A 24,267-nucleotide genomic window follows, 5' to 3' on the forward strand; every position below is an offset into this window, starting at 1 on the left:
GACGTGGGGCGTTACATCGTTTCCGCGAACAGCTCGCGGCCGATCAGCATCCGGCGGATCTCGCTCGTGCCGGCGCCGATCTCGTACAGCTTCGCATCGCGCCACAGGCGCCCGACCGGGTATTCGTTGATGTAGCCGTTGCCGCCGAGGATCTGGATCGCCTCGCCGGCCATCCACGTCGCTTTCTCGGCCGTGTAGAGGATCACGCCCGCGCAATCCTTGCGCACCTGGCGGATGTGGTCGCTGCCGGCCGAGTCGAGGTGGCGGCCGACCGCGTACAGGTACGCGCGGCACGCCTGGAACGTGGTGTACATGTCGGCGACCTTGCCCTGGATCAGCTGGAATTCGCCGATCGACTGGCCGAACTGCTTGCGGTCGTGGATATACGGCACCACCGCGTCGAGGCACGCGGCCATGATGCCCGTCGGGCCGCCCGACAGCACCGCGCGCTCGTAGTCGAGGCCGCTCATCAGCACCTTCACGCCGCCGTTGAGCTGGCCGAGGATGTTTTCCTCCGGCACTTCGACGTCCTGGAACACCAGCTCGCCCGTGTGCGAGCCGCGCATGCCGAGCTTGTCGAGCTTCTGCGCGACCGAGAAGCCCTTCATGCCCTTCTCGACGATGAACGCGGTGATGCCGCGCGAGTTGGCTTCGACATCCGTCTTCGCGTAGACGACGAGTGTGTCGCAATCGGGGCCATTGGTGATCCACATCTTCGTGCCGTTCAGCACGTAGCGATCGCCGCGCTTGTCGGCGCGCAGCTTCATGCTGACGACGTCGGAGCCCGCGTTCGGCTCGCTCATCGCGAGCGCGCCGATGTGTTCGCCCGACACGAGCTTCGGCAGGTATTTCTGCTTCTGCGCGTCGGTGCCGTTGCGATGGATCTGGTTCACGCACAGGTTCGAGTGCGCGCCGTACGACAGGCCGATCGACGCCGATGCGCGCGAGATCTCCTCCATCGCGACCATGTGCGCGGTGTAGCCCATGTTCGCGCCGCCGTATTCCTCGGCCACCGTCATGCCGAGCACGCCGAGATCGCCGAACTTCTTCCACAGATCCATCGGAAACTGGTCGGTGCGGTCGACCTCCGCCGCGCGCGGCGTGATTTCCTTCGCCGCGAACGTCGCGACGGCGTCGCGCAGCATCTCGATGTCTTCACCGAGCATGAATTGCACACCGGGCAGGTTGATCATGTCTCCTCCGTCTCCAGAAAGTGTGTGGCATCCACCGATTTCTGAGTTTCGCTCAAATCGAATGAATGCTCAGATTCATTGACCAATACAGCGTAAATTTTGCACAGTTTCGCGCCTCGTCGGGTTCGGCGTCAATAGTTTTTTGAGTGAGACTCAGATATGATGTCGAGATGACAGCCGCTACCGCCGACACCATGACCGCCACCGTCAAAGCCGACCGCGCCGACACGTCGCGCGCGCCCGCCGGGCGCAAATCCCAGCAACGCGTGCAGGACATTCTGCGCGCCGGCCGGGAAGTGTTCGCCGAAAAAGGTTACGAGCATGCGACGGCCGCCGAGATCGCGCAGCGGGTGGGTGTGTCGGAGGCGACGGTGTTCAGCTACTTCCGCGGTAAGCGCGAGCTGTGCGCGCGTGTCATCGCGGATTGGTACGACGAAAACATCGCCGCGTTCGAGCACGGGATGCCGCAGGACGCGTCGGTGCAGCAGCAGTTCGCGTTCATCGTGCGCACCCACCTGCGGCTGATGCTGGTGAACGGCACGGGCCTGTGCGCGCTGGTGCTGTCGGAAGGCCGCGCGAAGCAGCATGTGCTGAGCGACGAGCTCACCGCGCTGCAGCGCCGCTACACCGCGCCGTTGATGGACGTGCTCGCGCGCGGCCAGGCGGCCGGGCAGGTACGCACCGACCTGCCGCTGAGCCTGCTGCGCTCGATGGTGTTCGGGCCGATCGAGCACGTGCTGTGGGATGCGATCCTCGGGCACCGCAAGCTCGACACGGAAACGACGGCCACGCAGCTCGTCGACATGCTGTGGGCCGCCGTGCAGCCGCCGGCGCCGGAACAGGCGGCGCTCGTGCGTTTCAGGAACGAAGTGGCGGAAGCCGTGCGGCGGCTGGAAGGCGACAGCACGCGCGGGTGACGCGCGGCGGGCGGCGCGCCCGCCGCCTCATCGTCTCCCCACCGTCGTGGGGTTCGGGCGCGCTATGACTCGTCGCCGACGCGCAGCGGTGCGCGGCTCTGCTCGTTGTTCAAATGGACGAACTTGCGCAACAGGCGCACCAGTTCCTGCGAATCGTCCTCTCCCATTCCGTCGAACAGGCCGGCACGCAGCTCCTTCACCGACGGAATCAGATGTGTGAGCAGTTCGACGCCCGCCGGCGTCAGCAGCAGGCGGCGCTGACGCCGCGGCAGCACTTCGCGCACGATCAATCCTTTCGCTTCGAGCCGGACCGCGAGATCCGCGGTCGTCGACGTGTCGAGCGCGACCCGCTGCGCGAGCGTCACCTGATCGAGCCCCGGGCACTCGTACAGCATCCGCAGGACCGCGTACTGCACCGGCGTCACGTCCCGGCCCAGCTTCTCGTAGAACATCGCAACCGCGATCTGGTGCGCGCGCCGGATCAGGTGCCCCGGTTCGTCGTACAGATCGAGCGGGAAAACCGGCAGGTCGGCGGGATTCGTTTTTTCCATGAATAGTCGATGACATAAGCGGCGCGAGCCGGTTGCGCGCGCCGACGGCATGGCGCTGCCTCGCGCCATTTCCCGGGAAAACCAGTATACCGCTCGCCTTGCCCCAGCCAATCTCAATGAGTACACTGAATCTCATTCAGTACACGGAATGAAGAGATGCCGCGTACCGGCGGCATCGACCTGACGGAGACGACGAACGTGTTTCTCAAGAATGCTTGGTACGTGGCGTGCACACCCGATGAAATCGACGGCAAGCCGCTGGGCCGCAAGATCTGCAACGAGTCGATGGTGTTTTACCGCGCGGCGGATGGCCGGGTCGCCGCACTCGAGGACTTCTGCCCGCACCGCGGTGCACCGCTGTCGCTGGGATTCGTGCGCGACGGCGTACTCGTGTGCGGCTATCACGGGCTGGAAATGGGCTGCAACGGCAAGGCGGCCGGCATGCCGGGCCAGCGTGTCGGCGGCTTCCCGCCGATTCGCAGCTTCCCGGCGATCGAGCGCTACGGATTCATCTGGGTCTGGCCAGGCGACGCGTCGGAAGCCGATCCCGCCAAACTGCCCGCGCTGGCGTGGGCCGAGGATCCGGCCTGGGCCCACGGCGGCGGCCTGTATCACATCCGCTGCGACTACCGGCTGATGATCGACAACCTGATGGATCTCACGCACGAAACCTACGTCCATGCGACGAGCATCGGCCAGAAGGAAATCGACGAAGCGCCGCCGAAGACCACCAGCCACGGCGACGAAGTCGTCACGAGCCGCTTCATGGAAAACGTGATGCCGCCGCCGTTCTGGCAAATGGGGTTGCGCGGCAACGGGCTGGCCGACGACGTGCCGGTCGATCGCTGGCAGATCTGTCGCTTCACGCCGCCGAGCCACGTGATGATCGAAGTCGGTGTCGCGCATGCGGGCCACGGCGGCTACGACGCGCCGGCCGGACTGAAGGCGTCGTCGATCGTCGTCGATTTCATCACGCCCGAGACGGACACCTCGATCTGGTACTTCTGGGGGATGGCGCGCAACTTCCGGCCCGACGATCACGCACTGACCACCGAGATCCGCGAAGGCCAGGGCAAGATCTTCGCCGAGGATCTCGAGATGCTCGAGCGCCAGCAGCTCAACCTGGAGAAGTGGCCCGATCGCAAGCTGCTCAAACTCAACATCGACGCGGGCGGCGTGCTGTCGCGCAAGGTGATCGAGCGGCTGCTCGCCGACGAAAACGCGTCGAGCCCGCAGCGGCCCGTGATCCCGGTTGCGCAGATCAAGGAGGCGTCATGAGCACCGCGACGCTGACGGTCCGGGTGGCCCGCAAGTGGCAGGAAGCACGCGACATCTGCGGCTTCGAATTCGTCAGCGATGACGGCTCGCCGCTGCCGCGCTTCGATGCCGGCGCCCATATCGACGTGCATCTGCCGGGTGGCCTCGTGCGCCAGTATTCGCTGTGCAACCACCCGGAGCACGGCGACCGCTATCAGATCGCCGTGCTGCGCGATGCCGACGGTCGCGGTGGGTCGCGTGCCATTCACGACGAAGTGCGGCAAGGCGATACCGTGCGGATCGGCGTGCCGCGCAATCAGTTTTCGCTCGCCCCCGACGCACCGCACCACCTGCTGCTCGCAGGCGGGATCGGCGTCACGCCGATTCTCTCCATGGCGGAACGGCTGTTCTCCTCCGGCTTGCCATTCGACCTGCACTATTGCGCGCGCTCGACCGACCGCATGGCGTTCGTCGAGCGGATCAACGCAGCCGGGTTCCATGACCGCGCCCGCCTCCACGTCGACGACGGCGCCCCCGCGCAACGCTTCGACCTGGCCGCCGTGCTCGCCGCGGCGCCCGACGGCACGCACCTGTACGTATGCGGGCCGCGCGGCTTCATGGATGCGGTGCTGAACGCCGCGCGCGAGGGCGGCTGGGCCGAAGCGCGACTGCACTACGAATTCTTCGGCGGTGCGGTTGCGTCGTCCGGCTCGGACCGCGCGTTCCAGGTCCGGATCGCGAGCAGCGGCAAGGTGATCGACGTGCCGGCCGAATGCACGGTCATCGCGGCGCTGGCCGCGAACGGCGTCGACGTGCTGACGTCGTGCGAGCAAGGCGTCTGCGGTACCTGCGCGACGCGCGTGCTGCAAGGCGAGCCCGATCATCGCGATTCGTATCTGACCGAACAGGAACAGGCGGCCGGCGACCAGTTCATGCCGTGCTGTTCGCGGTCGCGCAGCGACCTGCTGGTACTCGATCTGTAGACGGACCCGCCCGACCCGAGGCGGCCAACCACAATACTGGAGACGATCAATGGAACAACCTACCCGGTCATCATTCAATACTGCTAAATTCCCGGTCGACCGATGGTGGGTCGCCGCGCTGTCATCCGAACTGACGGACAAACCCGTCGCCCGCACGCTGCTCGGCCATCCGGTCGTCCTGTTCCGGTTGCCGTCCGGGGAAGTCGGTGCGCTGGAGGATCGCTGCTGCCACAAGTCGCTGCCGCTGTCGTGCGGCTCGCTCGAAGCGCGCGGCCTGCGCTGCGGCTATCACGGCCTGCTGTTCGACCGCGACGGCGCATGCGTCGAGATTCCCGGCCAGGACCGGATTCCGGCCAAGGCGTGCGTGTCGTCGTACCCGGTGCAGGAGCAGGACGCGATCGTGTGGATCTGGATCGGCGCCGACGCGCACGCTCGACCGACCTACGCGCCGCCGCGCTACGCGTTCCACGGGGATCCGCAATACCGGTTCGGCGGCGGCAACTACCATTACGACGCACCGTATCAACTGATTCACGACAACCTGATGGACCTGAGCCACCTCGGCTATGTCCATCTGAAAACGATCGGCGGCAACGCACCGCTGCACATGGGCGCGGAAACCCGCGTCAGCAGCGACGGCGACACGGTGACACTGGTTCGCCGGATGCCGGATTCCGTCCCGCCGCCGACCTACACCGCCGCATGGCCGTTCGCGGCCCGCGTCGATCGGTGGCAGGAAATCGAGTTCCACGTGTCGCACATCCGGATCTGGACCGGCGCGATGGACGCCGGTACCGGCGACCTGCACGATCCGGCGCGTGGCGGCTTTCACATGCGCGGCTTCCACGGCATCACGCCCGAGACGGAAACCACGACGCACTACTTCTGGACCGTCGCGACCAATCCGCAACACGACGTCGAGCGCGTCGCGCAAACGGTCATCGAGCAATCCGCCGCGACGTTCGACGAGGACAAGACCGTGATCGAAGCGCAATACCGGAATCAGCTGCGTTTTCCAGACGGCCGCCAGCTCGACATTCACGTCGACGCAGGCCCCAATCGCGCGCGGCGCGTGATCGAACGACTGCTGCTGCAACCCGAACCCGCGTAAGCATCGTGCCGGCGCACTAGCGGCGCCTGCCGGCCGCGGCGGGTGTTTCCCGGGGATGCCCGTCATCCCGCGCATTCGGTTTCATCCCATCCGCTACCGCCGGCTTCGATTCCATTCCATTTGATTAGTCATACTATTTTATGAAGGATCTTTGACGTGAGTGCAAATATCCGCAATACGATCGACGAATCCCCGATGAGCGCGTTCCAGACGATGGCGGTTACGGCCTGCGTCGTGCTGAACATGCTCGATGGCTTCGACGTGCTGGCCGTCGCGTTCGCCGCGCCGCACCTGGCGGCCGAATGGAAACTGAGCGGCAAGGAAATCGGCCTGCTGTTGAGCGCCGGGCTGGCCGGCATGGGCATCGGCTCGGTGCTGATCGCGCCGCTGGCCGACCGCGTCGGCCGCCGCCGCATCATCCTGTTCTGCCTCGCAGTGATCTCGACCGGGATGCTTGCCTGTGCGGCCACGCACGGTACGCTGCAACTCGCCATCGCGCGGGCGTACACGGGGCTCGGCATCGGCGGCATGCTGGCGAGCCTGACCGTGATCAGCGGCGAGTACGCATCGAACAAATGGCGCAGCGCCGCGATCGGCATGCAGTCGACCGGCTACGCGATCGGCGCCACCGCCGGCGGCGTCATCGCCGGCTACCTGCTGTCGACGTGGGGATGGCGCAGCGTGTTCGCGTTCGGCGGCATCCTGACCTTGCTGGCGATCCCGATGGTGCTTGCGCTGCTGCCGGAATCGCTCGATTTCCTGCTGGCGAGGCGTCCGGACGACGCGCTGCGGAAAATCAACCGCATCCTCGCGAGAATGAAGCGCGCACCGATCGACTCGCTGCCGATCGCGACCTCGTCCACCGGCGCGGCGAGCCCCGCGTCGAGCTGGACGGCCGTGCTGCGCGCTCCGCTCGCGCGCCGCACGATCGCGTTGTGGATCGCGTTCTTCCTCGTGATGGGCAGCTTCTACTTCGTCGTGAGCTGGACGCCGAAGCTGCTGGTCCAGGCCGGGCTGTCGGCATCGCAGGGCGTCACCGGCGGCGTACTGCTCAACCTCGGCGGCATCGCGGGCGCGTCGCTCTTCAGCCTGCTGTCGACGCGTTTCGGCCTGCGCAATCTGTTGGGCGCGACCCTGCTGCTCGGCGGCGCGCTGATGGTCGTGTTCGGCGCGAACACGGGCTCGCTCGGCATCGGGATGACCGTCGGGGTATTCCTCGGCGCGGTGATCAATGCGTGCGTGGCCGGCATGTATGCGCTGTCGCCGACGCCGTACCCCGCCGAAATCCGCACGACCGGCATCGGCCTTGCGGTCGGTATCGGCCGCCTCGGCGCGATCCTGTCGCCGATGACGGTCGGTGCGCTGCTGGATGACGGCTGGTCCGTGTCCCATCTCTATCTCGCGTTCCTCGTGCCGATGGCCGGCGCGGCAATCGCCGTCTTCATGGTGGGCTCGCGTGCCGCGGCGCCGCGCCGGCAACACGACCCGGCGATGTCGTAACACGCGACGCCCGCAGTCCTGCCGATACGCGTCGGCATTCCGGATCCGTCCGGTTCAATAAAAAAATCGATAAGCATATCTACATACTGTTTGGAGACAGCCATGAAAACGAAACTGGGTGTCGCACTCGCGACGGCAATGGCGCTGGCCGGACCGGCCTGTGCGCAAAGCAGCGTCACGCTGTACGGGATCATCGATACCGGCGTGTCCTACTACAACAACGCCGCGCACGGCGGATCGTTCACGGGCATGCCGACGCTGACCGGCGAGGTGCCGTCACGGTGGGGGCTGAGAGGCACGGAGGATCTCGGCGGCGGCTATCAGGCCTTCTTCGTGCTCGAAAACGGCTTCCAGCCCGGCACCGGTGCACTGAACTACGGCGGGCGCCTGTTCGGGCGACAGGCGAACGTCGGCGTGAACAGTCCGTTCGGCGCGCTGACCCTCGGCCGCCAGATGAACATGTCGATGATCGTGCTGACCAATGCCGACGTGATCGGCCCGTCGATTCACTCGATGGCGGATTTCGATTCCTATCTGCCGAACGCGCGCAGCGACAATGCGATCGGCTACAAGGGCACGTTCCACGGCGTGACGCTCGGCGCCACCTACAGCTTCGGCCGCGACGCGGCCGGGCCGGCAGGGCCGTCGGCGACGGGCTGCGCCGGACAGGTGCCCGGTGATATCGTCGCCTGCCGTCAGTACACGGCGATGCTCGCGTATGACGCGAGCAACTTCGGGCTCGCCGCGTCGCACGACGTAATGCGCGGCGGCGGCGGCGCGCTGGCCCCGCTGAACAATCCGGCGTACACCGACACGCGCGACATCGTCGCCGGCTACGTGAAGATCGGGCCCGCGAAACTGGGCGCCGGATGGATCCGCCGCAACCTCGCGGCGGCCGAACACCTGCAGGCCGATATCGTGTTCGCCGGCGGCACGTACTACGCGACGCCCTACCTCGCGCTCGACCTTCAGGGCGTACGCTACCTGCAGCGCCGCGAAAACAGTGAAGGCGGCACGAATGCCACGCTGCTCGTCGGCCGCGCGAACTATTTCCTGTCGAAGCGGACGACCGTCTATACGTCGGTGGGCTACATGTTCAACAGCACGCTGGCTGCGAACGCGGTCGCTGCCGGCGGGACGGTCGGGACCGGAATGAACCAGCTCGGCGTGATGGCCGGCATCCAGCAGAAGTTCTGAACGCCGGACACCGCGCCAGCGCAGGTCAGTTGGCGAGCCGGCAGTGCGAGAGCTTCAACCCCGGCAGGACGGGCGCATCGATATAGCCTTCGTTCACGCAGCTGAAGCGGAACGCGGCCGACGTGACGAACGGCTTGATCTCGCCGCCGGGGAATTTCGGCTTCAGTGCATCCTGGTCGGCCACGTCGAAATGCGTGTCGAACTGCTCGCCGTCGGCCGTCAGCGCGCCGAAATAGGTGCCGCCCGGGTCGCTGCCCATCCGGATCACGGCGCCGACGAACACGAGGCGCTTGCCGTCGTACTTCGTCTTCGCGGCGGCCATGTCCTGCGTATAGGCCTCGATCACGGCGCCGTAACGCGCGTCGATCGCGGGCTCGGTGTCCGACGCGGCGCAGGCGGTCTGGTGAACGCCCGCCAGCATCGTGCACGCCGCAAGCGCGGCCGCCGCGAACGGCGCGGAAATCTTCTTCATGGGTGGTCTCCCGTCTAACGTGGTGGTTGAAGTAATTGAAGCCCGGCGCTTGCGCCGGACGAATTCGCTTCCGTTGCTTTAATCGTTCGAATGGCGGAACACGGCTGCGATCACTTCACCACCCGCATGGTCGTGCGCGGTGCGCAGCGTCGCGCTGAACGCGACGTGACAGGAAGATGACATGGTGCGGCCCCCGGCTCTCTCATTGAATTTCACTACGTCTGATTTTGGTCGCTACGGTAGCAGACGGCCGACGGCCCGGCAACCAAGGCCCGCGTGCCGCCGATCACCTCATTACAATTGCAAATGATTCTCATTACATATATTATTCACCCCCTGGTCGCGGTGGAACGCTGCGGCCCGCGACACGATCCTTAGTACTCCGTCCTGCATCGATTCATGCCATCCCGTCGAACGCCCCGCCGCGCCCGGACCCTGCGTCCGTGGCACACGAGCCTGCCTGCCCTGATCACCCTGTGCGTCGCGAGCGGCACGCAGGCATCCGCCGCCGAACGCGCCGGCGCAGAGCCGGCCGCCCCTGCATCCACCTCTGCGCCGGCGACACCGGCCGCGCGCGAACTCCCGGCCATCAGCGTCAGCGCATCGGCAACCGTCGATCCGACGGTCGGCTATCAGCCGCGCACCACGAGCATCGCAGGCGGCGACAACCGTTCGATCAAGGAGATTCCGCAATCGGTCGCGGTGGTCAGCAGCAGCGTGATGCAGGACCAGCAGGCACGCTCGCTCGACGACGTGCTCGGCAACATCAGCGGCGTCACGCAGACCAACACGCTCGGCGGCACGCGCGACGCGTTCATCAAGCGCGGCTTCGGGTCGAACAACGACGGCTCCGTGCTCGTCGACGGCGTGCGCACGCCGGTGCTGCACAGCTACCTCGCGACGATCGACCGCGTCGAAGTGCTGAAGGGCCCGGCGTCGTTGCTCTACGGGATGCAGGATCCGGGCGGCGTGATCAACCTCGTCACGCGCAAGCCGGAAGACACGTTCGGCGGCTCGATCTCGGCCTCGCGCACGAGCCACGGCGGCAGCAGCGCGACGTTCGATCTCACGGGCCCGCTCGGCAAGCCGGGCCAGGTCGCGGGCGGCACGCTCGCGTTCCGGCTAACCGGGCAATACGACACGAGCCGCTACTGGCGCAGCTTCGGCCGCCAGCGCGACGCGCTGATCGCGCCTGCGCTGTCGTGGCACGACGCGAACACGTCGATCGATGTCAGCTACCAGTACGTCGACTACACGACGCCGTTCGATCGCGGCACCGTGCTCGTGAACGGCCAGCTCGACGATGCGCTGCGCTATCGCCGCTACGAGGAAGCATGGTCGCAGAGCAACGGCATCCAGGAAACGCTGCGCGCGCGCGTCGAGCACCGCTTTTCCGATGCGTGGCGCGTGCGTGCAACCTACGGCTGGGGTCGCGATCGCTACGACCAAACCATCACCCGCGCCACCGCATTCAACAGCACGACCGGCGCATTGACGCGCTCGTCCGATGCGAACCTCGGGCGCAACGATTCCGACCAGATCGCGACGCTCGGCCTGCTCGGCAACGTGACGCTCGCCGGGATGAACCACGCGATCTACATCGGCGGTGAATACGAGCGGCAGCGCAGCTTCCGCGGCGACACGATCCGCGGCAAGGCGACCAAGGGCTTCAATCTGTACGACCCCGTGTACGACCTGCTCGCGCCGGGCGGCACGCCCAACCCGAAGCAGAGCGATTCGCGCTCGGTGGTCCATGCGTATTCGACGATCGTGCAGGACTCGGTGAAGCTCACCGACCGGCTCACGGCGGTAGGCGGGCTGCGCTGGGAAAACTGGCAGCAGGAATCGGGGATGGGGCGGCCGTTCGTGTTCGCCGACCGCTCGCGCGGCACCGTGTGGCTGCCGCAGTTCGGGCTCGCGTATGCGCTCACGCCGGCGCTGACCGCCTACGCGAACGTGAGCCGCTCGTTCAAGTCGAACGTCGCCACGAACGTCGCGGCGCCGCTCGCGCCGGAATACGGCCGCGTGCTCGAGGCCGGGCTGAAGTTCAGCCTGAAGCCCGCGATCACCGGCACGCTCGCGGTCTACCAGATCGACAAGCGCAACGTCGCGGTCACGGTGGGCGACCTCACGTCGACGATCGGCACCGCGCGCTCGCGCGGGATCGAACTCGACGTCGCGGGGCAGATCACGCGCCACCTGAGCGTGATCGGCAGCTACGCCTATACGAACGCAAACGACCGCGACAGCAACACGCCGCTCGTCAACGTTGCGCGCCACACGGGCAGCCTGTTCGCGGTGTACGACACGGCGATCGCGAACCTGCCCGGCCGCTGGCGCTTCGGCGGCGGCGCACGTCTCGTCGGCGCACGCTCCGGCGACACCGCGAACAGCTTCACGCTGCCCGGCTACGTGACCGTCGACGCATTCGCAGCCTACGAAACGACGATCGGGAAATTCCCTACGCGCTTCCAGCTCAACGTGAAGAATCTGCTCGACAAGACCTACTACCCGTCGAGCAACACCAACCTGATCGTCGCGGTCGGCGAGCCGCGGCTCGTCACGCTGACGACGACGGTGTCGTTCTGACCGCCATCGTGCGGCCGGCCGCGGTTTGGCGCGCGGCTAGTCCGCCGTGGGCGGACAGACCCGGTAGAACACGATGCTGCACAACGCGAGGAATCCGGCCAGGATGGTCATGCCGATCCGCAGGCCCGCATAGCCGATGATCGTCGCGCCGAGGATGCCGGACAGGCTCCCGCACGCATTGATCAGCGCGAAGCCGGCCGCGGCCGCCGGGCCGGACAGCACGCGCCCCGGCAGCGTCCAGTAGATCGGCATCAGCGACAGGATGCCCGATGTCGCGACGGTCAACATCACCAGGGCGAGCCAGAAGTTGTCGTGCGCAATCGTCGCGACGAACAAGCCGATCGCGGCCAGCGCGACGGGTATCACGCCGTGCCGGCGCAACCGCCCGGATTGCTCCGCGCGTTTCGCGTTCACGTACATGCAGATGGCGGCCACGCCGAACGGGATGGCGGTCAGCAGCCCGACCGTCAGGCTGTTCGCCACCCCCGCATCGTGAAACAGCGTCGGCATCCAGAACGTCAGTCCGTAGAACCCGGTGTTGAACAGGATCATCACGACGATCAGCGCGTAGATCTTCGGCGACCGGAATGCATCGGCCACGCGATGCGACTTGACGGCCGCCTCCTTCGCGACGTTCGCCTCGATGATCTGCTTCTCGCGCGCGCTCAGCCAGTCCACGTCGGCCGGACTGTTTCGCAGCAGCATCAGGATGACGACGCCCAGCACCACCGACGGCAGCCCTTCGATCAGGAACAGCCACTGCCACCCGCGGATGCCCGCCACGCCGTTCATCGTCTCCATGATCGCGCCGGACAGCGGCGCGCCGAACACGACGGCGACCGGCAACGCCATCAGGAACAGCGAATACATGCCGCTTTGGCGCCGGGCCGGCAGCCACGTGTTCGTGTAGTACATGACGCCCGGGACGAAGCCGGCCTCACAGACGCCCAGCAGGAACCGCAGCGAATAGAACGCGGCCTCGTTCCTCGAGAAGATCATCAGGATCGACACGATCCCCCAGGTGATCATGATCCGCGCGATCCATGCCCGCGCGCCGACACGTCGCAGGATCAGGTTGCTCGGGATCTCGAACAGCATGTAGCCCCAGAAGAACACGCTCGCACCGAGTGCGAACGACGCATTCGTCAGACCGAAATCGGCCGCCATCTGCAGTTTCGCGAACCCGATGTTGACGCGGTCCAGGTAGGACATGATGAAACCGAGAAAGAACAGCGGAACGATCCTCAGTATCACTTTCCGGTACAACGCATCTTCGTTCCGTGCCTCGATGCCTGCGTCCAGCGCAAGCGCGACATCCGCCCTCATGGTCAGTTCTCCCGATGAAAGCAAGCGTCCTTGCAGCAATGGGTTCGATCCGTCGGTTCGTGCCGGCGTGGCCGCCGTCGTGTCGTCAGCGATGCGGCGGTGCCCGGCGCTCCGCGAGCGCGAGCACGTCGGCCCAGATTCCGTCGTCGACGGCGATACCGTGCTGCCGCTGTTCGATCCGGGTGCGCAGCGCGCTCTGCCCCGGATAAAGCACTTCGCTGCTGTCTTCCGCGAGCTCGGACGCGTTCACGTAGTCCGCCACGCCGTCGGCCACATGGTTCGTGAACGCTTCGCCGCCGAGCTTGCGCGGGTCGATCACGATGAAGACCTGCGAGCACCCGGTGCAGCTTCCCTGCTGAATCGCATCGATCCCGTTCGTCGCGAGCCCTTCGGACAGCACCGCCGCGAGCACGTCGAGCATGATCGCGAAACCCGAACCCTTCCAGTAGCCCATCGGCAAAATGCGCATCGACGCCTCGATCGGGCCGGGCTCGGCGGTCAGCTTCCCGCTGCTGTCGAAGCCTGCCGGAAACGGCATGTTCCTCCCCTTGAGGCGGGTGGCCTGCAGCTTGCCGTACGAGTACTGCGACATCGCCATGTCGAGCACGATATGGCCGCGCTCGCGCGGCACCGCCATCACGAACGGGTTGTTGCCGACGCGCGTATTCTTGCCGCCCCAGCCCGGCATGCAGGATTCGGTGTTGGTCCAGCAGATCGCGATGTAGCCGCGCTCGGCAGCGTGCCAGCCATAGGTGCCGCCCCGCATCCAGTGGGTTGCATTACGCATCGCCACGATGCCGACACCCTGCTCGTCGGCGATATCGATGGCCCGGTCGGTCGCGGACAGCGCGTTGAGAATGCCCGGGCCGCGATGGCCGTCGCAGACCTCGATCGCACCGAATTGCTTGACGCGCTCACGCACGCCGTCAAGGTTCACCCACCCGTTGTCCAGATAGTCGACGAATCGTGCGACGCGATTGATGCCGTGCGAATTGACGCCGTCGCAGGTCGATTCGGTATGCACCCGCGCGCAAATCTCGGCGTCGCGTTCGCGCATGCCGGCATGCACGAGCGCCGCATGGATCGCACGCTGCATGTCTTCGAAGGGAATCCGGGTCACGGTGCATGTCTCCTGATGGTGGATATCGATGTGTTCGATCCCGAACCTGCCCCCGATGCGGCGCGCGGGATTCGCACCGCCCTGGCCCGTCGCCGGCGAGCGATCGCGTCATGCGGCCGGTGCGGCGCGACACGCGCGACACGCTCCGGCCGGCGACACGAAACGGGATGGAACCGCGATCAGCCGCCCGAGAAATCGAGCAGGATCTTGCAGCTTTCCGCCGGATTGCGTTCCGCCATGTCGAACGCGTGCGCGACATCGCGAAAGCCCACCTTGTGCGTGACGATATGCTCGGGCTCGATCAGCCCGCGGGCGATCCAGTCGATCACCTGCGGGAACATCGCGCAGTTCAGCCGCGACGCCGCGAGCGTCAGCTCCTTCTTCGTCAGCTCGGCCTGCACGATCGCCGACGGTTCCGATGAAAAACCGAGCACGCCGATCCGGCCGGCCGGCGCGGCGATCCGCACGGCCTCCTCGAGAATCGACGGATGGCACACGGCATCGAAGATCAGCGTCGGGCCGCCGTCGACGCCGCGCCGTTCCAGCGCGTCGGGCAGCGACTCGACGGTCGTGTTGATGATCTCGTCCTCCGCCGCGCCGCACTTGCGCGCGAGCTGCAGCCGCGCATCGAGCCGGTCGGTGATGAACGCGCGGATGCCGTACACGCGCTTGAGCACCTGCAGGATCGTCAGCCCGACGGTGCCGGCGCCGTAGATCAGCGCGACATCGCCCGGCAGCACGCCGGTGCGCGACGTCGCGTTCGCGGCCACCGCGAACGGCTCGACGATCGCGGCGCAGGTATCGGCGATCGCTTCCGGAATCCGGTACGCATTGCCGGCCGGCACGCACGTGTACTGGCTGAAGCCGCCGTCGCGATGCACGCCGAGCACGGTCAGGTGGCGGCACACGTTGCGGCGGCCGATCGTGCACGCGTGGCAATGCCCGCAGCTGATCACCGGGTCGACCGCGACGGTCTCGCCGAGCCGTGCGGCATCGACGCCCGCGCCGACCGACTCGATCGTGCCGACGAACTCGTGGCCGATGATGCGCGGGTACGACACGAACGGATTCTTGCCGTGAAAGATGTGCAGGTCCGACCCGCAGATGCCCGCATAGCGCACCTTCACGCGCACTTCGCCGGCGGCGGGCACGGGCAGCGGAACCTCACGCACGCCCATGCTGTTCGGACGATCGACAACGACACTCAACATTTCGTTTCTCTCCTTCTGATCTTCGGCGCTTACCAGTTCCACATCGAGCCGTCGCGCAGCCGGGCGACCGGCAGGTACGCGCGCTCGTACGGATATTTCGCGGCCAGCGTCTCGTCGATGTCGACGCCGAGGCCCGGCACGTCGTCCATCACGAGATAGCCGTCCTCGAATCGGTAGCTGTGCGGAAACACTTCATCGGTCAGCGGGCTGTGCGGCATCAGCTCCTGGATGCCGAAGTTCGGCGCCCACAGCCCGAAGTTCACGGCCGCCGCCATGCAGACGGGCGACAGGTCGGTCGCGCCGTGGAAACCGGTGCGCACCTGGTACATCGCCGCGTAGTCGGCGATGCGCCGCACGTGCGTGATGCCGCCCGCATGCACGATCGTCGCGCGGATGTAGTCGATCAGCTGGTCGCGGATCAGGTCCTTGCAATCCCAGATCGAGTTGAACACCTCGCCGACCGCGAGCGGCGTCGTCGTGTGCTGGCGGATCAGGCGGAATGCGTCCTGGTTCTCCGCGGGCGTCGCATCCTCGAGCCAGAACAGCCGGTGCGGCTCGAGATCGCGGCCGAGCCGCGCGGCCTCGATCGGCGTGAGGCGGTGATGCGCGTCGTGCAGCAGGTGCGGCGCATCGCCGACCGCGTCGCGCACCTTGCGGAACAGTTCCGGCGTGTGGCGCAGGTAGAGCGCGGTGTCCCACGGCTCCTCGGGCGGCAACCCCTTCTCGGCGGGCTCGTATGCGCCTGCGGTCTTGCCGACGCCGTACACCTTGTCGAGCCCCGGCACGCCCGATTGCACGCGGATCGCACGGTAGCCTTCCTCGATGTGCGCGCGCACCGCGTCGACCGCTTCTTCATGATCGCGCCCGTTCGCGTGGCCGTACACCATCAGCCCGTCGCGGCTCTTGCCGCCGAGCAGCTGATAGACGGGCATGCCCGCGAGCTTGCCCTTGATATCCCACAGCGCCATGTCGATCGCCGCGATCGCCGTCATCGTCACGGGCCCGCGCCGCCAGTACGCGCCGCGATACAGGTATTGCCAGATGTCCTCGATGTTGCGCGGGTCGCGGCCGACGAGGCACGGGAACACGTGGTCTTCCAGGTACGCGCGCACCGCGAGCTCGCGCCCGTTGAGCGTCGCGTCGCCGAGGCCGTACACGCCTTCATCGGTCACGATCTTCACCGTCACGAAGTTCCGGCCCGGACACGTGACGATGGTCTGCAAGCGTTCGATTTTCACTGCGCTCCTCCAGCGGGCGTTTCAGTCGACAAAGTAATGGGGCGCGCGGCTGCGCACTTCCGGCAGATGCGAGCCGATCCGGTCGACGTGCATCGCGACCGATGCACCGAGCAGCGCCATGTTGCGCGACGCGATGTGCGCGAGGATCTGTTCGTGTTCCTGCAGCGCGCGGCGCGCGTGATCCTCGACGCGGTCGAGCAGCAGCCAGCGCACGCGGTCGAACTGGCGCTTCATCGGCTGCAGCATTTCCCACACGTGGGGCCGGCCCGCGAACGCGAACATCCGGCCGTGCATCGCCTCGTCGAGATCGAAGAACGCTTCGACGTCGCCGGCCGCCACGGCCTCGCGCTGCGCGTCGATGATCCGCGACAGCTCCGCGAGCTGCGCCGGCGTGATCTTCTGCGCGAGCTCGACATGGTTCGCGCATTCGAGCGTGCTGCGCGCGAAGCGCCCTTCCTCGAGGATCGACACCGGAATCGGCGCGACCAGCGTGCCGACCTTCCGGATGATCTGCACGAGCCGCTCGTCGGCGAGCTGCGCGAATGCTTCGCGCACCGGCGTGCGGCTGACCTTGATCGTGGTGGAGATCACCGCCTCCGACAGCGCGGTGCGCGGCGGCAGCGCGCCGCGCACGATCGCGTGGCGCAGCAGCGCATGCACCTGCTCCGTATATGACCGGCTCTCGTCCAGCGAGAACCCCTGCAACGCCGTGACCACGACGTCCGCTTCTTCCAGTGCTGCCGTTTCGCTCATGGTTGCGATTGATCCGACTCGATATCGATGACTACCATGGTACATAAGCCACCGGATTCAGGCGATCTAGCGTTTACACCGATAACTTCCCGTTAAAAGTCGAAATAACCTGCACACACCTCGACATCTACCATGGTACAAGCCGCTGTCAAACGTCATGCCATCCGCCCCCGATTTCCTGCGCACCGCGCCGCCCGGCACGCGCCGCCCCGGTTATGACCGGCAGGCGGTCCGCACCGGCATCGTCCATCTCGGCCTCGGCGCGTTCCATCGCGCGCACCAGGCGCTGCATACCGAAACGGTGCTCGAACAAGGCGACCTCCGCTGGGGGATCGTCGGCGTCGAACTGCGGCGGCGCCATACCGTCGATCTGCTCGCCGCGCAGGATCACCTGTACACGGTGACCGAACGCGACGGCCACGGCGCGCGCACGCGGATCGTCGGCGCGGTGCACGGCGCGCTGTTCGCGCCCGAATCGCTGCCCGCGCTGCTGGCGCTGATCGCCGATCCGGCCGTGTCGATCGTCAGCCTGACCGTGACCGAGAAAGGTTATTGCCGCCGCCCCGGCGGCGGGCTCGATGCCGACGATCCCGCGATTCGTCAGGATCTCGCGACGCCCGACGCGCCGCGCACTGCACTCGGCGTGATCGCGGCCGGCCTGCGCCTGCGGCCGGCCCATGCGCCGCTGACCGTCGTCTGCTGCGACAACATGACGTCGAACGGCGACACGCTGCGCGCGCTGCTGATCGACTACGCGGAACGCATCGACGGCGCGCTCGCGCGGCGTATCCGCGACGACGTCGCGTTCCCGAACAGCATGGTCGACCGGATCGTGCCGGCCGCGACGCCCGAATCGCTCGACTGGGCGCACGCGCATCTCGGGGCACGCGACGCGGCCGCGATCGTCTGCGAGCCGTTCTCGCAATGGGTGCTCGAGGATCGCTTCGCCGGCCCGCGCCCGCGCTGGGAAGACGCCGGCGCGCACCTCGTCGGCGACGTACGGCCCTACGAAACGATGAAGCTGCGGCTGCTGAACGGCTCGCATTCGGCGATCGCGTATGCGGGGCAGTTACGCGGCCGCGCGACCGTGTCCGACGCGATGGCCGATCCGGCGATCGCGGCGCTCGTCGACGGTGTGATGACGCGTGACCTGCTCGCGACCGTCGACGTGCCGTCCGGTTACGACGCGCATGGCTATTGCGCGACGCTCGTGCAGCGCTTCCGCAATCCGACGCTCGCGCATCGCACCGAACAAATCGCCATGGACGGCACGCAGAAGGTGCCGCTGCGCTGGCTGCCCGCGCTCGGCGAAAGCGCGGCGGCCGGTGTCGAGCGCCCGTACCTCGAACGCGCGCTCGCGCTGTGGCTGCACTACCTCGCCACCGCGCAGGACGAATCGGGTCGGCCGCTCACGATCAGCGATCCGGGTGCCGCCGCGCTCGGCGCGACGTTGTCGGCGGCCGGCGATGCCGCCGATGCGGTTCGAGCCGCCCTCGGCAGCACCGCGCTTGCCGGCTCGACCGCGTGGCCCGATGCATTGATCGCGCGTATCGGTGCGCACCTGTCGACGCTGCGCGCGCACGGCACCGACGCGTTGCTCGCACCGTTGCACGCGCGCTGAACGACCGCTTTCCCCGGTTCGCGCGCACCCGACGCGAACCGCGCAATACCGCTTCGCAGCCCGCCGATACAGAGACCGGCGCGGCAAACGATCGACGAGACAACCATGACGGCCGGCCCACCGGCACGAAGGAGACGGACATGAAGCAGAAGTCGCAGGCGTGGTTCACGGTGTTCCTGCTGTTCCTGGTGTACGGGATCAACTATCTCGACCGCGTCGCGCTGTCGATCGTCGCGCCGATCGTGCAGACCGATCTCGGCATCGACGCCGCGCAGATGGGCCTCGTGTTCAGCACGTTCTTCATCGGCTACGCGCTGTTCAACTTCATCGGCGGGCTCGCGTCCGACCGGCTCGGGCCGAAGCTCGTGTACGTGCTGTCGGTCGGCCTGTGGTCGGTGTTTTGCGGGATGACCGCGCTCACCGTCGGCTTCGTGAGCCTGCTGATCGTGCGGCTGCTGTTCGGCATGGCCGAAGGGCCGCTGTGCTCGGCCGCGAACAAGATGGTCAACAACTGGCTGCCGCGCGACGCCGCCGCGACCGCGATGGGCCTGCTCAGCGCCGGTTCGCCGCTCGGCGGCGCGATCGCCGGGCCGATAGTCGGCCTGCTGGCCGCGCAGTTCGGCTGGCGGCCGGCGTTCTGGATCGTGTGCGCGATCGGGCTCGCGTGGGTCGTCGTGTGGATGATGTCGACGTCGGATCGCCCGGCCACGCCGGTCAACGGCGCGCCGCACACGTCCGCGGCAACGCTCGCCGCGTCGACCGCCCACATGCCGGCGGCGGCCGACGCCGCGACGCCGGCGCACACGCTGTCGCACTACGTGCGCCAGCCGCGCATCCTCGCGACGGCCGCCGCGTTCTTCAGCTACAACTACGTGCTGTTCTTCTTCCTGAGCTGGTTCCCGAGCTACCTCGTGCGGGCGCACCACCTGAACATCAAGGAAATGAGCGTCGCCACCGTCGTGCCCTGGCTCGTCGGCACGGTCGGTCTCGCCTGCGGCGGCGCGATCTCGGATGCGCTGTACCGGCTCACCGGCAACCTGCTGCTGTCGCGCCGGATCGTGCTCGTCACCTGCCTGCTCGGCGCCGGCGCGTGCGTGGCCGTCGCGGGCGCCGTGCAGTCGACGCAGGGCGCGGTCGCGCTGATGTCCGTGTCGCTGTTCTTCCTGTACGTGACGGGCGCGATCTACTGGGCGATCGTGCAGGACGTCGTGCATCCGGCGCGCGTCGGCGGCGTCAGCGGTTTCCTGCATTGCATGGGCAGCCTGTCGGGCGTGATCGGGCCGGCGGTGACCGGCTTCATCGTCGAGCGCAGCGGCTCGTTCGCGTCCGCGTTCGTGCTGGCCGGCGCGATCGCACTCGCGGGCGCGGTGCTGGCCGGCTTGTTCGTCCGCAACGCGCGGCCCGCGGGCGTGCTGCGCGAACGCACCGCGCACTGATCGCCCACGGTCGACGAAGGCCGCGCGGCGCCGCATGAGTCGGCGCCTCGCGGCCTTGTCGTTTCCGCCAATCATCAGACCCTCGAATATCTCTCATCCGATATCGCGATTTCCGGTATCGATCGCACGCCTCTAGACTGGCTACGCGATGGCGACGCTCCACCACGGCACGGCACGGCGATGCGGCCCGCCCCCCCACAACAACGATCCGGGAGAATTCAATGTCCGACCGGCATGCGCGCCGAGGCGCGCTCAAGACACTCGGCCTCGCGGCCGGCACCGCGCTGCTCGCCGCCGCGCGTCCCGCTCACGCCGCCACGCCTGAAACCGGCGCGCTGCTGCCCGGCGGCGCCACGCGCCTCGCCGACCTCACGCGCCGCCTCGCGGCCGCACCGAGACGGCGCGACTTCAAGACGGTGCCGATGATCCTCGACCGCCCCGACCAGTGGGATCACGCGGCGCTCGCCGAAGTGACCGGCTACCGCGGCGGGCCGAAGCAGGTGTGGGACAACACCGAGCTCGGCGGCCCGTGGCTGAACCTGATGCGCAATTCGCTGAACGCGCAGATCTGGTCGTACCGTCATCCGGATTTCCTCGTCGTATCGGCCACGCACGGTAGCGCGCATCTCGCGCTGTTCGACCAGGCCGCATGGGACAAGTACGGCCTCGCGAAATTCGCCGGCGCCGCGTTCCCGACCAACACGCTGCTCGATGCGAAGCCCGCGCAATCGAAGGGCGCGCAAGACCACGCGTTGCCCGACGGCGCATTCTCGTCGCACGACAACAGCCTCGCCGCGCTGCAGCAGCGCGGCGTCGTGTTCCTGTCGTGCCACAACGCGATCTGGGAACTCGCGGAACGGCTCGACGGCGCGAACGCGAATCCCGACAAGCTGCCGCTCGATGCGCTCGCGGCCGACCTGACCAACCACGTGATCCCGTCGGCGATCGTCACGCCGGGCGCGGTCGGCACGCTGCCCGAGCTGCAGCAGGCCGGCTTCACGTACGCCAAATGAGCCCGCGATGACATCGATCCCCATGCAACCGCCATCGCCGCCGCACCGCCGTCGGCGCACGCTGCGCGCCGCGCTGGCCGCGTGGCTGTGCTGCGCATCGGCACTGTCGCTCGCCGCGCCCGCCGACACCGCCGCAACCCGCTTTCCGCCCTGGCAGGACGGCCGCAACAACGACGCGATGCACCGCGGCCTCGAATTCACGGTGCCTCAGGTCGACGTGCTCGCCGATTTCCACGGCGACCTCACCGCGCCGAAGCTGGTGCTGTTCGTCGGCGGCAACTATTTTTTCGCGATGGCGCCGCTCGTCGCGAAGTTCGAGGAAGACCATCCCGAATACCGCGGCCGCATCTACTGGGAAACGATCCCGCCCGGCCTGCTGGTGAAGCAGATCCAGGCGGGCGGCACGATCACCGTCGGCAACATGACGTGGACGGTCAAGCCCGATGCGTATTTCGCGGGGCTCGGCAAGATCAACGGGCTGATCGAGGACGGCACGCTCACCGGCCCGGCCGTGCCGTACGTGACGAACCAGTTGACGATCATGGTGCGCGCGGGCAATCCGAAGCGCATCGCGTCGCTGAACGACCTCGCACGGCCCGACGTGCAGCTTGCGATGCCCAATCCGGCGTTCGAAGGCGTCGCGCGGCAGATCCGCGCGTCGCTCGTGAAGGCCGGCGGCGACACGCTCGCGCGTACCGTCTACGACGACAAGGTGCACGCAGGCACGACCGAGCTCACGCACATCCACCATCGGGAAACCGCACTGTTCCTGATGCAGGGGCGCGCGGACGCGGGCGTGCTGTGGCAATCCGAAGCGGCATTCCAGGAACAGGTCGGGCATCCGCTGATGCACATCGACATTCCTGCCGAGCAGAATACGACGGCAATCTATGCGGGGGCGATGGTGAAGGACGCGCCGCATCCGGAAGCCGCACGCACGTGGCTCGCGTTCATCCGGTCGCCGGAAGCGTTCCGGATTTTCCAGCGCTACGGCTTTGGCCGATACGATGCGGCGACACCGGCGCAGCACCTCGCGCCGGAGCAGAAGCAGCCCGACGCGGGCTGACCGCGGCCGCGCCGGCAGTCCGGCGGCGCGCACGCGACCGACAACAAGGAGGGGACACGTGAACGATACGGTGGACACATCGCGACGCCGGTTCGCGCCGCTGCTGCTCGCAGCGGCCGCGCTGCTGGCCGGCCAGGCGCACGCGGACGACGCCGCGCTCGGCAAGACGATCGCCACACAGGGCACGACGACGGGCGTCGCCGCCTGCATCGGCTGCCACGGCAGCCAGGGCGAAGGCAACGCGGCGGCCGGCTTCCCGCGCCTCGCGGGCACCCACGCCGCGTATCTGTCCGCGCAGCTTGCCGCGTTCGCGGACGGCAGCCGCCAGAACCCGGTCATGCAGCCGCTCTCGAAACTGCTGACGCCGCACGAGCGCGATGCGGTATCCGCGTACTTCGCGAGCCTGCCCGCGCCGGCCGGCATCGTCGCCGCCGACGACACGTCGATCGACCCGGCGAACACCGGCGCGTGGCTCGCGACGCGCGGACGCTGGTCGCAGGGCCTGCCCGCGTGCGCCCAATGCCATGGCCCCGGCGGCCTCGGCGTGGGCACCGCGTTTCCGCCGCTCGCGGGCCAGCCCGCCGCGTACATTGCCGGCCAGCTGAACGGCTGGAAACACGGCACGCGCCCGCCCGGGCCGATGGCGCTGATGCCGGCGATCGCCGGCAAGCTGTCCGATGCCGACGTCGACGCGGTGGCCGCCTACTACGCGCGCGGCGGCGCAGCACAAGGAGACAAGCGATGATCGACCGCACGACGCTGATCCGCCGCACCCGCGCGGCCCTGCTCGGCGCGGCCTGGATGCCCGCGCTTGCGTTCGCGGCCGCGCCGCAGGATGCACCGGCACCGGCCGTCGCTTCCGCACCCGCGCCTGTCACAGCGGCGACGGCAGCCAGGCCGTTCGCGCCGCCCGCCGAATCCGCGATACCCGCCGACGAGTTCGGCAAGACCGTGAAGCTCGGCGAGCAGATCTTCCTGCACACGCCCGAGTTCGCGGGCAAGTACGTCGGCAACAAGCTGACCTGCGCGAGCTGCCACCTCGACGCAGGCCGGCGGCCCGATTCGAGCCCGATGTGGGCCGCGTACCTGCTGTATCCGGCGTACCGCAGCAAGAACGGCCACGTGAACACGTTCGCCGAGCGCCTGCAGGGCTGCTTCCGCTACAGCATGAACGGCAAGGCGCCGCCGGCCGGCGACCCGATCCTCGTCGCGCTCGAGACCTATTCGTACTGGCTCGCGAAAGGCGCGCCGGTCGGCACGAAGCTGCCGGGGCAGGGTTTCCTGAAACTGCCGCCGCCCGCGCAGAAGGCCGACTATGCACGCGGCGCCGCCGTCTACACGCAGCACTGCGCGCTGTGCCACGGCGCGGACGGCCAGGGGCAGTCGAGCGGCGGCAAGGCGGTCTTCCCGGCGCTGTGGGGCGCGCGTTCGTTCAACTGGGGCGCGGGGATGGGCGACATCCGCAATGCGGCCGGCTTCATCAAGGCCAACATGCCGCTCGGGCTCGGCGGCACGCTGACCGATCAGGAAGCGTGGGACGTCGCGACCTTCATGGACAGCCACGAACGCCCGCAAGACCCGCGCTTCACGGGCTCGGTGAAGGACACGCGCGCGAAGTTCCACGATTCGCCCGATTCGATGTACGGGCTCAACGTGAACGGGCGCGTGCTCGGCGCGCCGTGATGCATGCGCCGTGCAGGCCATCCGGCCCGC

At 67.6% G+C, this 24,267-nt stretch carries 21 protein-coding genes; 13 read left to right on the forward strand and 8 right to left on the reverse strand.

All coding sequences use genetic code 11. From position 1 onward, the window contains the following. Positions 1-11: 11 nt before the first annotated feature. Positions 12-1,193 (reverse strand): isovaleryl-CoA dehydrogenase, encoded by a 1,182-nt coding sequence (locus BCO18175_RS37745; protein ID WP_041493178.1) that lies wholly within the window; start codon positions 1,191-1,193, stop codon positions 12-14. 170 nt (positions 1,194-1,363) lie between these two features. Here BCO18175_RS37745 and BCO18175_RS37750 point away from each other — a divergent pair, with 170 nt between their 5' ends. Beyond that, positions 1,364-2,110 carry a TetR/AcrR family transcriptional regulator gene (locus BCO18175_RS37750; RefSeq protein WP_174988659.1) on the forward strand — a complete coding sequence of 249 codons (747 nt, stop codon included), beginning with the start codon at positions 1,364-1,366 and terminating at the stop codon, positions 2,108-2,110. A gap of 62 nt (positions 2,111-2,172) precedes the next feature. Here BCO18175_RS37750 and BCO18175_RS37755 read toward each other — a convergent pair whose 3' ends face one another. Then, positions 2,173-2,661 carry a MarR family winged helix-turn-helix transcriptional regulator gene (locus BCO18175_RS37755; protein WP_089426730.1) on the reverse strand — a complete coding sequence of 163 codons (489 nt, stop codon included), beginning with the start codon at positions 2,659-2,661 and terminating at the stop codon, positions 2,173-2,175. A gap of 198 nt (positions 2,662-2,859) precedes the next feature. Between BCO18175_RS37755 and BCO18175_RS37760 the strand changes: the two genes are divergently transcribed. From BCO18175_RS37760 to BCO18175_RS37780, 5 genes are all read left to right on the forward strand, one after another. Further along, a complete protein-coding gene (locus BCO18175_RS37760) occupies positions 2,860-3,939 on the forward strand; it encodes an aromatic ring-hydroxylating dioxygenase subunit alpha (RefSeq protein WP_174988759.1) in 1,080 nt (359 codons plus the stop codon). Then, on the forward strand, positions 3,936-4,901 hold the full coding sequence (locus tag BCO18175_RS37765; RefSeq protein WP_174988660.1) for a PDR/VanB family oxidoreductase: 966 nt from the start codon (positions 3,936-3,938) through the stop codon (positions 4,899-4,901). Before BCO18175_RS37760 ends, BCO18175_RS37765 begins: the two co-directional genes overlap by 4 nt. A gap of 49 nt (positions 4,902-4,950) precedes the next feature. Beyond that, a complete protein-coding gene (locus BCO18175_RS37770) occupies positions 4,951-6,012 on the forward strand; it encodes a Rieske 2Fe-2S domain-containing protein (protein WP_174988661.1) in 1,062 nt (353 codons plus the stop codon). Positions 6,013-6,168: 156 nt separating this feature from the next. After that, the gene (locus tag BCO18175_RS37775) at positions 6,169-7,512 is read left to right on the forward strand and encodes an MFS transporter (protein ID WP_174988662.1); all 1,344 of its coding nucleotides are present in this window, start codon (positions 6,169-6,171) and stop codon (positions 7,510-7,512) included. A gap of 102 nt (positions 7,513-7,614) precedes the next feature. Further along, positions 7,615-8,709 (forward strand): porin, encoded by a 1,095-nt coding sequence (locus BCO18175_RS37780; RefSeq protein WP_174972023.1) that lies wholly within the window; start codon positions 7,615-7,617, stop codon positions 8,707-8,709. 25 nt (positions 8,710-8,734) lie between these two features. On the opposite strand, the gene BCO18175_RS37785 is transcribed toward BCO18175_RS37780, so the two are convergent. Then, positions 8,735-9,181, reverse strand: coding sequence for a hypothetical protein (locus BCO18175_RS37785; RefSeq protein WP_174988663.1), 447 nt, complete (start codon positions 9,179-9,181; stop codon positions 8,735-8,737). A gap of 399 nt (positions 9,182-9,580) precedes the next feature. Here BCO18175_RS37785 and BCO18175_RS37790 point away from each other — a divergent pair, with 399 nt between their 5' ends. Beyond that, the gene (locus BCO18175_RS37790; RefSeq protein WP_174988665.1) at positions 9,581-11,770 is read left to right on the forward strand and encodes a TonB-dependent siderophore receptor; all 2,190 of its coding nucleotides are present in this window, start codon (positions 9,581-9,583) and stop codon (positions 11,768-11,770) included. A gap of 36 nt (positions 11,771-11,806) precedes the next feature. Here BCO18175_RS37790 and BCO18175_RS37795 read toward each other — a convergent pair whose 3' ends face one another. The 5 genes from BCO18175_RS37795 to BCO18175_RS37815 form a co-directional block, all read right to left on the reverse strand. Continuing rightward, positions 11,807-13,096 carry an MFS transporter gene (locus BCO18175_RS37795; protein ID WP_174988667.1) on the reverse strand — a complete coding sequence of 430 codons (1,290 nt, stop codon included), beginning with the start codon at positions 13,094-13,096 and terminating at the stop codon, positions 11,807-11,809. Positions 13,097-13,181: 85 nt separating this feature from the next. Beyond that, a complete protein-coding gene (gene yiaK / locus BCO18175_RS37800; protein WP_174988669.1) occupies positions 13,182-14,216 on the reverse strand; it encodes a 3-dehydro-L-gulonate 2-dehydrogenase in 1,035 nt (344 codons plus the stop codon). 179 nt (positions 14,217-14,395) lie between these two features. Next, positions 14,396-15,427: a Zn-dependent oxidoreductase gene (locus tag BCO18175_RS37805; protein WP_174988671.1), complete on the reverse strand. Its 1,032-nt coding sequence runs from the start codon at positions 15,425-15,427 to the stop codon at positions 14,396-14,398. A gap of 29 nt (positions 15,428-15,456) precedes the next feature. Beyond that, complete coding sequence (gene manD / locus BCO18175_RS37810) at positions 15,457-16,665, reverse strand: D-mannonate dehydratase ManD (RefSeq protein ID WP_174972011.1); 1,209 nt, start codon at positions 16,663-16,665, stop codon at positions 15,457-15,459. Between the two features lie 21 nt (positions 16,666-16,686). Next, positions 16,687-17,418, reverse strand: a complete 732-nt coding sequence (locus BCO18175_RS37815) for a GntR family transcriptional regulator (RefSeq protein WP_174917093.1) — start codon at positions 17,416-17,418, stop codon at positions 16,687-16,689. Positions 17,419-17,575: 157 nt separating this feature from the next. Here BCO18175_RS37815 and BCO18175_RS37820 point away from each other — a divergent pair, with 157 nt between their 5' ends. The 6 genes from BCO18175_RS37820 to BCO18175_RS37845 all read left to right on the forward strand — a co-directional run bounded on the left by BCO18175_RS37820 (position 17,576) and on the right by BCO18175_RS37845 (position 24,237). Beyond that, positions 17,576-19,039: a mannitol dehydrogenase family protein gene (locus BCO18175_RS37820; RefSeq protein ID WP_174988673.1), complete on the forward strand. Its 1,464-nt coding sequence runs from the start codon at positions 17,576-17,578 to the stop codon at positions 19,037-19,039. 140 nt (positions 19,040-19,179) lie between these two features. Then, a complete protein-coding gene (locus BCO18175_RS37825; protein ID WP_174988675.1) occupies positions 19,180-20,475 on the forward strand; it encodes an MFS transporter in 1,296 nt (431 codons plus the stop codon). A gap of 221 nt (positions 20,476-20,696) precedes the next feature. Beyond that, complete coding sequence (gene tetH / locus BCO18175_RS37830) at positions 20,697-21,488, forward strand: transcriptional initiation protein Tat (protein ID WP_174988677.1); 792 nt, start codon at positions 20,697-20,699, stop codon at positions 21,486-21,488. A gap of 7 nt (positions 21,489-21,495) precedes the next feature. After that, complete coding sequence (locus BCO18175_RS37835) at positions 21,496-22,554, forward strand: molybdate ABC transporter substrate-binding protein (protein WP_174988679.1); 1,059 nt, start codon at positions 21,496-21,498, stop codon at positions 22,552-22,554. A 58-nt stretch (positions 22,555-22,612) separates the two neighbouring features. Beyond that, a complete protein-coding gene (locus tag BCO18175_RS37840; protein WP_174988681.1) occupies positions 22,613-23,299 on the forward strand; it encodes a c-type cytochrome in 687 nt (228 codons plus the stop codon). Next, the gene (locus tag BCO18175_RS37845; protein ID WP_174988683.1) at positions 23,296-24,237 is read left to right on the forward strand and encodes a c-type cytochrome; all 942 of its coding nucleotides are present in this window, start codon (positions 23,296-23,298) and stop codon (positions 24,235-24,237) included. Before BCO18175_RS37840 ends, BCO18175_RS37845 begins: the two co-directional genes overlap by 4 nt. Positions 24,238-24,267: the final 30 nt, after the last annotated feature.

This window comes from Burkholderia lata (genome assembly GCF_902499335.1).
GTDB lineage: Bacteria > Pseudomonadota > Gammaproteobacteria > Burkholderiales > Burkholderiaceae > Burkholderia > Burkholderia lata_B.

What these genes read in the sequence shown, in the direction of transcription:
- BCO18175_RS37745 (WP_041493178.1), bottom strand. Translation starts at nt 1,193, where the DNA reads ATGATCAACCTGCCCGGTGTGCAATTCATGCTCGGTGAAGACATCGAG.
- BCO18175_RS37750 (WP_174988659.1), top strand. Translation starts at nt 1,364, where the DNA reads ATGACAGCCGCTACCGCCGACACCATGACCGCCACCGTCAAAGCCGAC.
- BCO18175_RS37755 (WP_089426730.1), bottom strand. Translation starts at nt 2,661, where the DNA reads ATGGAAAAAACGAATCCCGCCGACCTGCCGGTTTTCCCGCTCGATCTG.
- BCO18175_RS37765 (WP_174988660.1), top strand. Translation starts at nt 3,936, where the DNA reads ATGAGCACCGCGACGCTGACGGTCCGGGTGGCCCGCAAGTGGCAGGAA.
- BCO18175_RS37770 (WP_174988661.1), top strand. Translation starts at nt 4,951, where the DNA reads ATGGAACAACCTACCCGGTCATCATTCAATACTGCTAAATTCCCGGTC.
- BCO18175_RS37780 (WP_174972023.1), top strand. Translation starts at nt 7,615, where the DNA reads ATGAAAACGAAACTGGGTGTCGCACTCGCGACGGCAATGGCGCTGGCC.
- BCO18175_RS37785 (WP_174988663.1), bottom strand. Translation starts at nt 9,181, where the DNA reads ATGAAGAAGATTTCCGCGCCGTTCGCGGCGGCCGCGCTTGCGGCGTGC.
- BCO18175_RS37790 (WP_174988665.1), top strand. Translation starts at nt 9,581, where the DNA reads ATGCCATCCCGTCGAACGCCCCGCCGCGCCCGGACCCTGCGTCCGTGG.
- BCO18175_RS37795 (WP_174988667.1), bottom strand. Translation starts at nt 13,096, where the DNA reads ATGAGGGCGGATGTCGCGCTTGCGCTGGACGCAGGCATCGAGGCACGG.
- BCO18175_RS37805 (WP_174988671.1), bottom strand. Translation starts at nt 15,427, where the DNA reads ATGTTGAGTGTCGTTGTCGATCGTCCGAACAGCATGGGCGTGCGTGAG.
- BCO18175_RS37815 (WP_174917093.1), bottom strand. Translation starts at nt 17,418, where the DNA reads ATGAGCGAAACGGCAGCACTGGAAGAAGCGGACGTCGTGGTCACGGCG.
- BCO18175_RS37820 (WP_174988673.1), top strand. Translation starts at nt 17,576, where the DNA reads ATGCCATCCGCCCCCGATTTCCTGCGCACCGCGCCGCCCGGCACGCGC.
- BCO18175_RS37825 (WP_174988675.1), top strand. Translation starts at nt 19,180, where the DNA reads ATGAAGCAGAAGTCGCAGGCGTGGTTCACGGTGTTCCTGCTGTTCCTG.
- tetH (WP_174988677.1), top strand. Translation starts at nt 20,697, where the DNA reads ATGTCCGACCGGCATGCGCGCCGAGGCGCGCTCAAGACACTCGGCCTC.
- BCO18175_RS37835 (WP_174988679.1), top strand. Translation starts at nt 21,496, where the DNA reads ATGACATCGATCCCCATGCAACCGCCATCGCCGCCGCACCGCCGTCGG.
- BCO18175_RS37845 (WP_174988683.1), top strand. Translation starts at nt 23,296, where the DNA reads ATGATCGACCGCACGACGCTGATCCGCCGCACCCGCGCGGCCCTGCTC.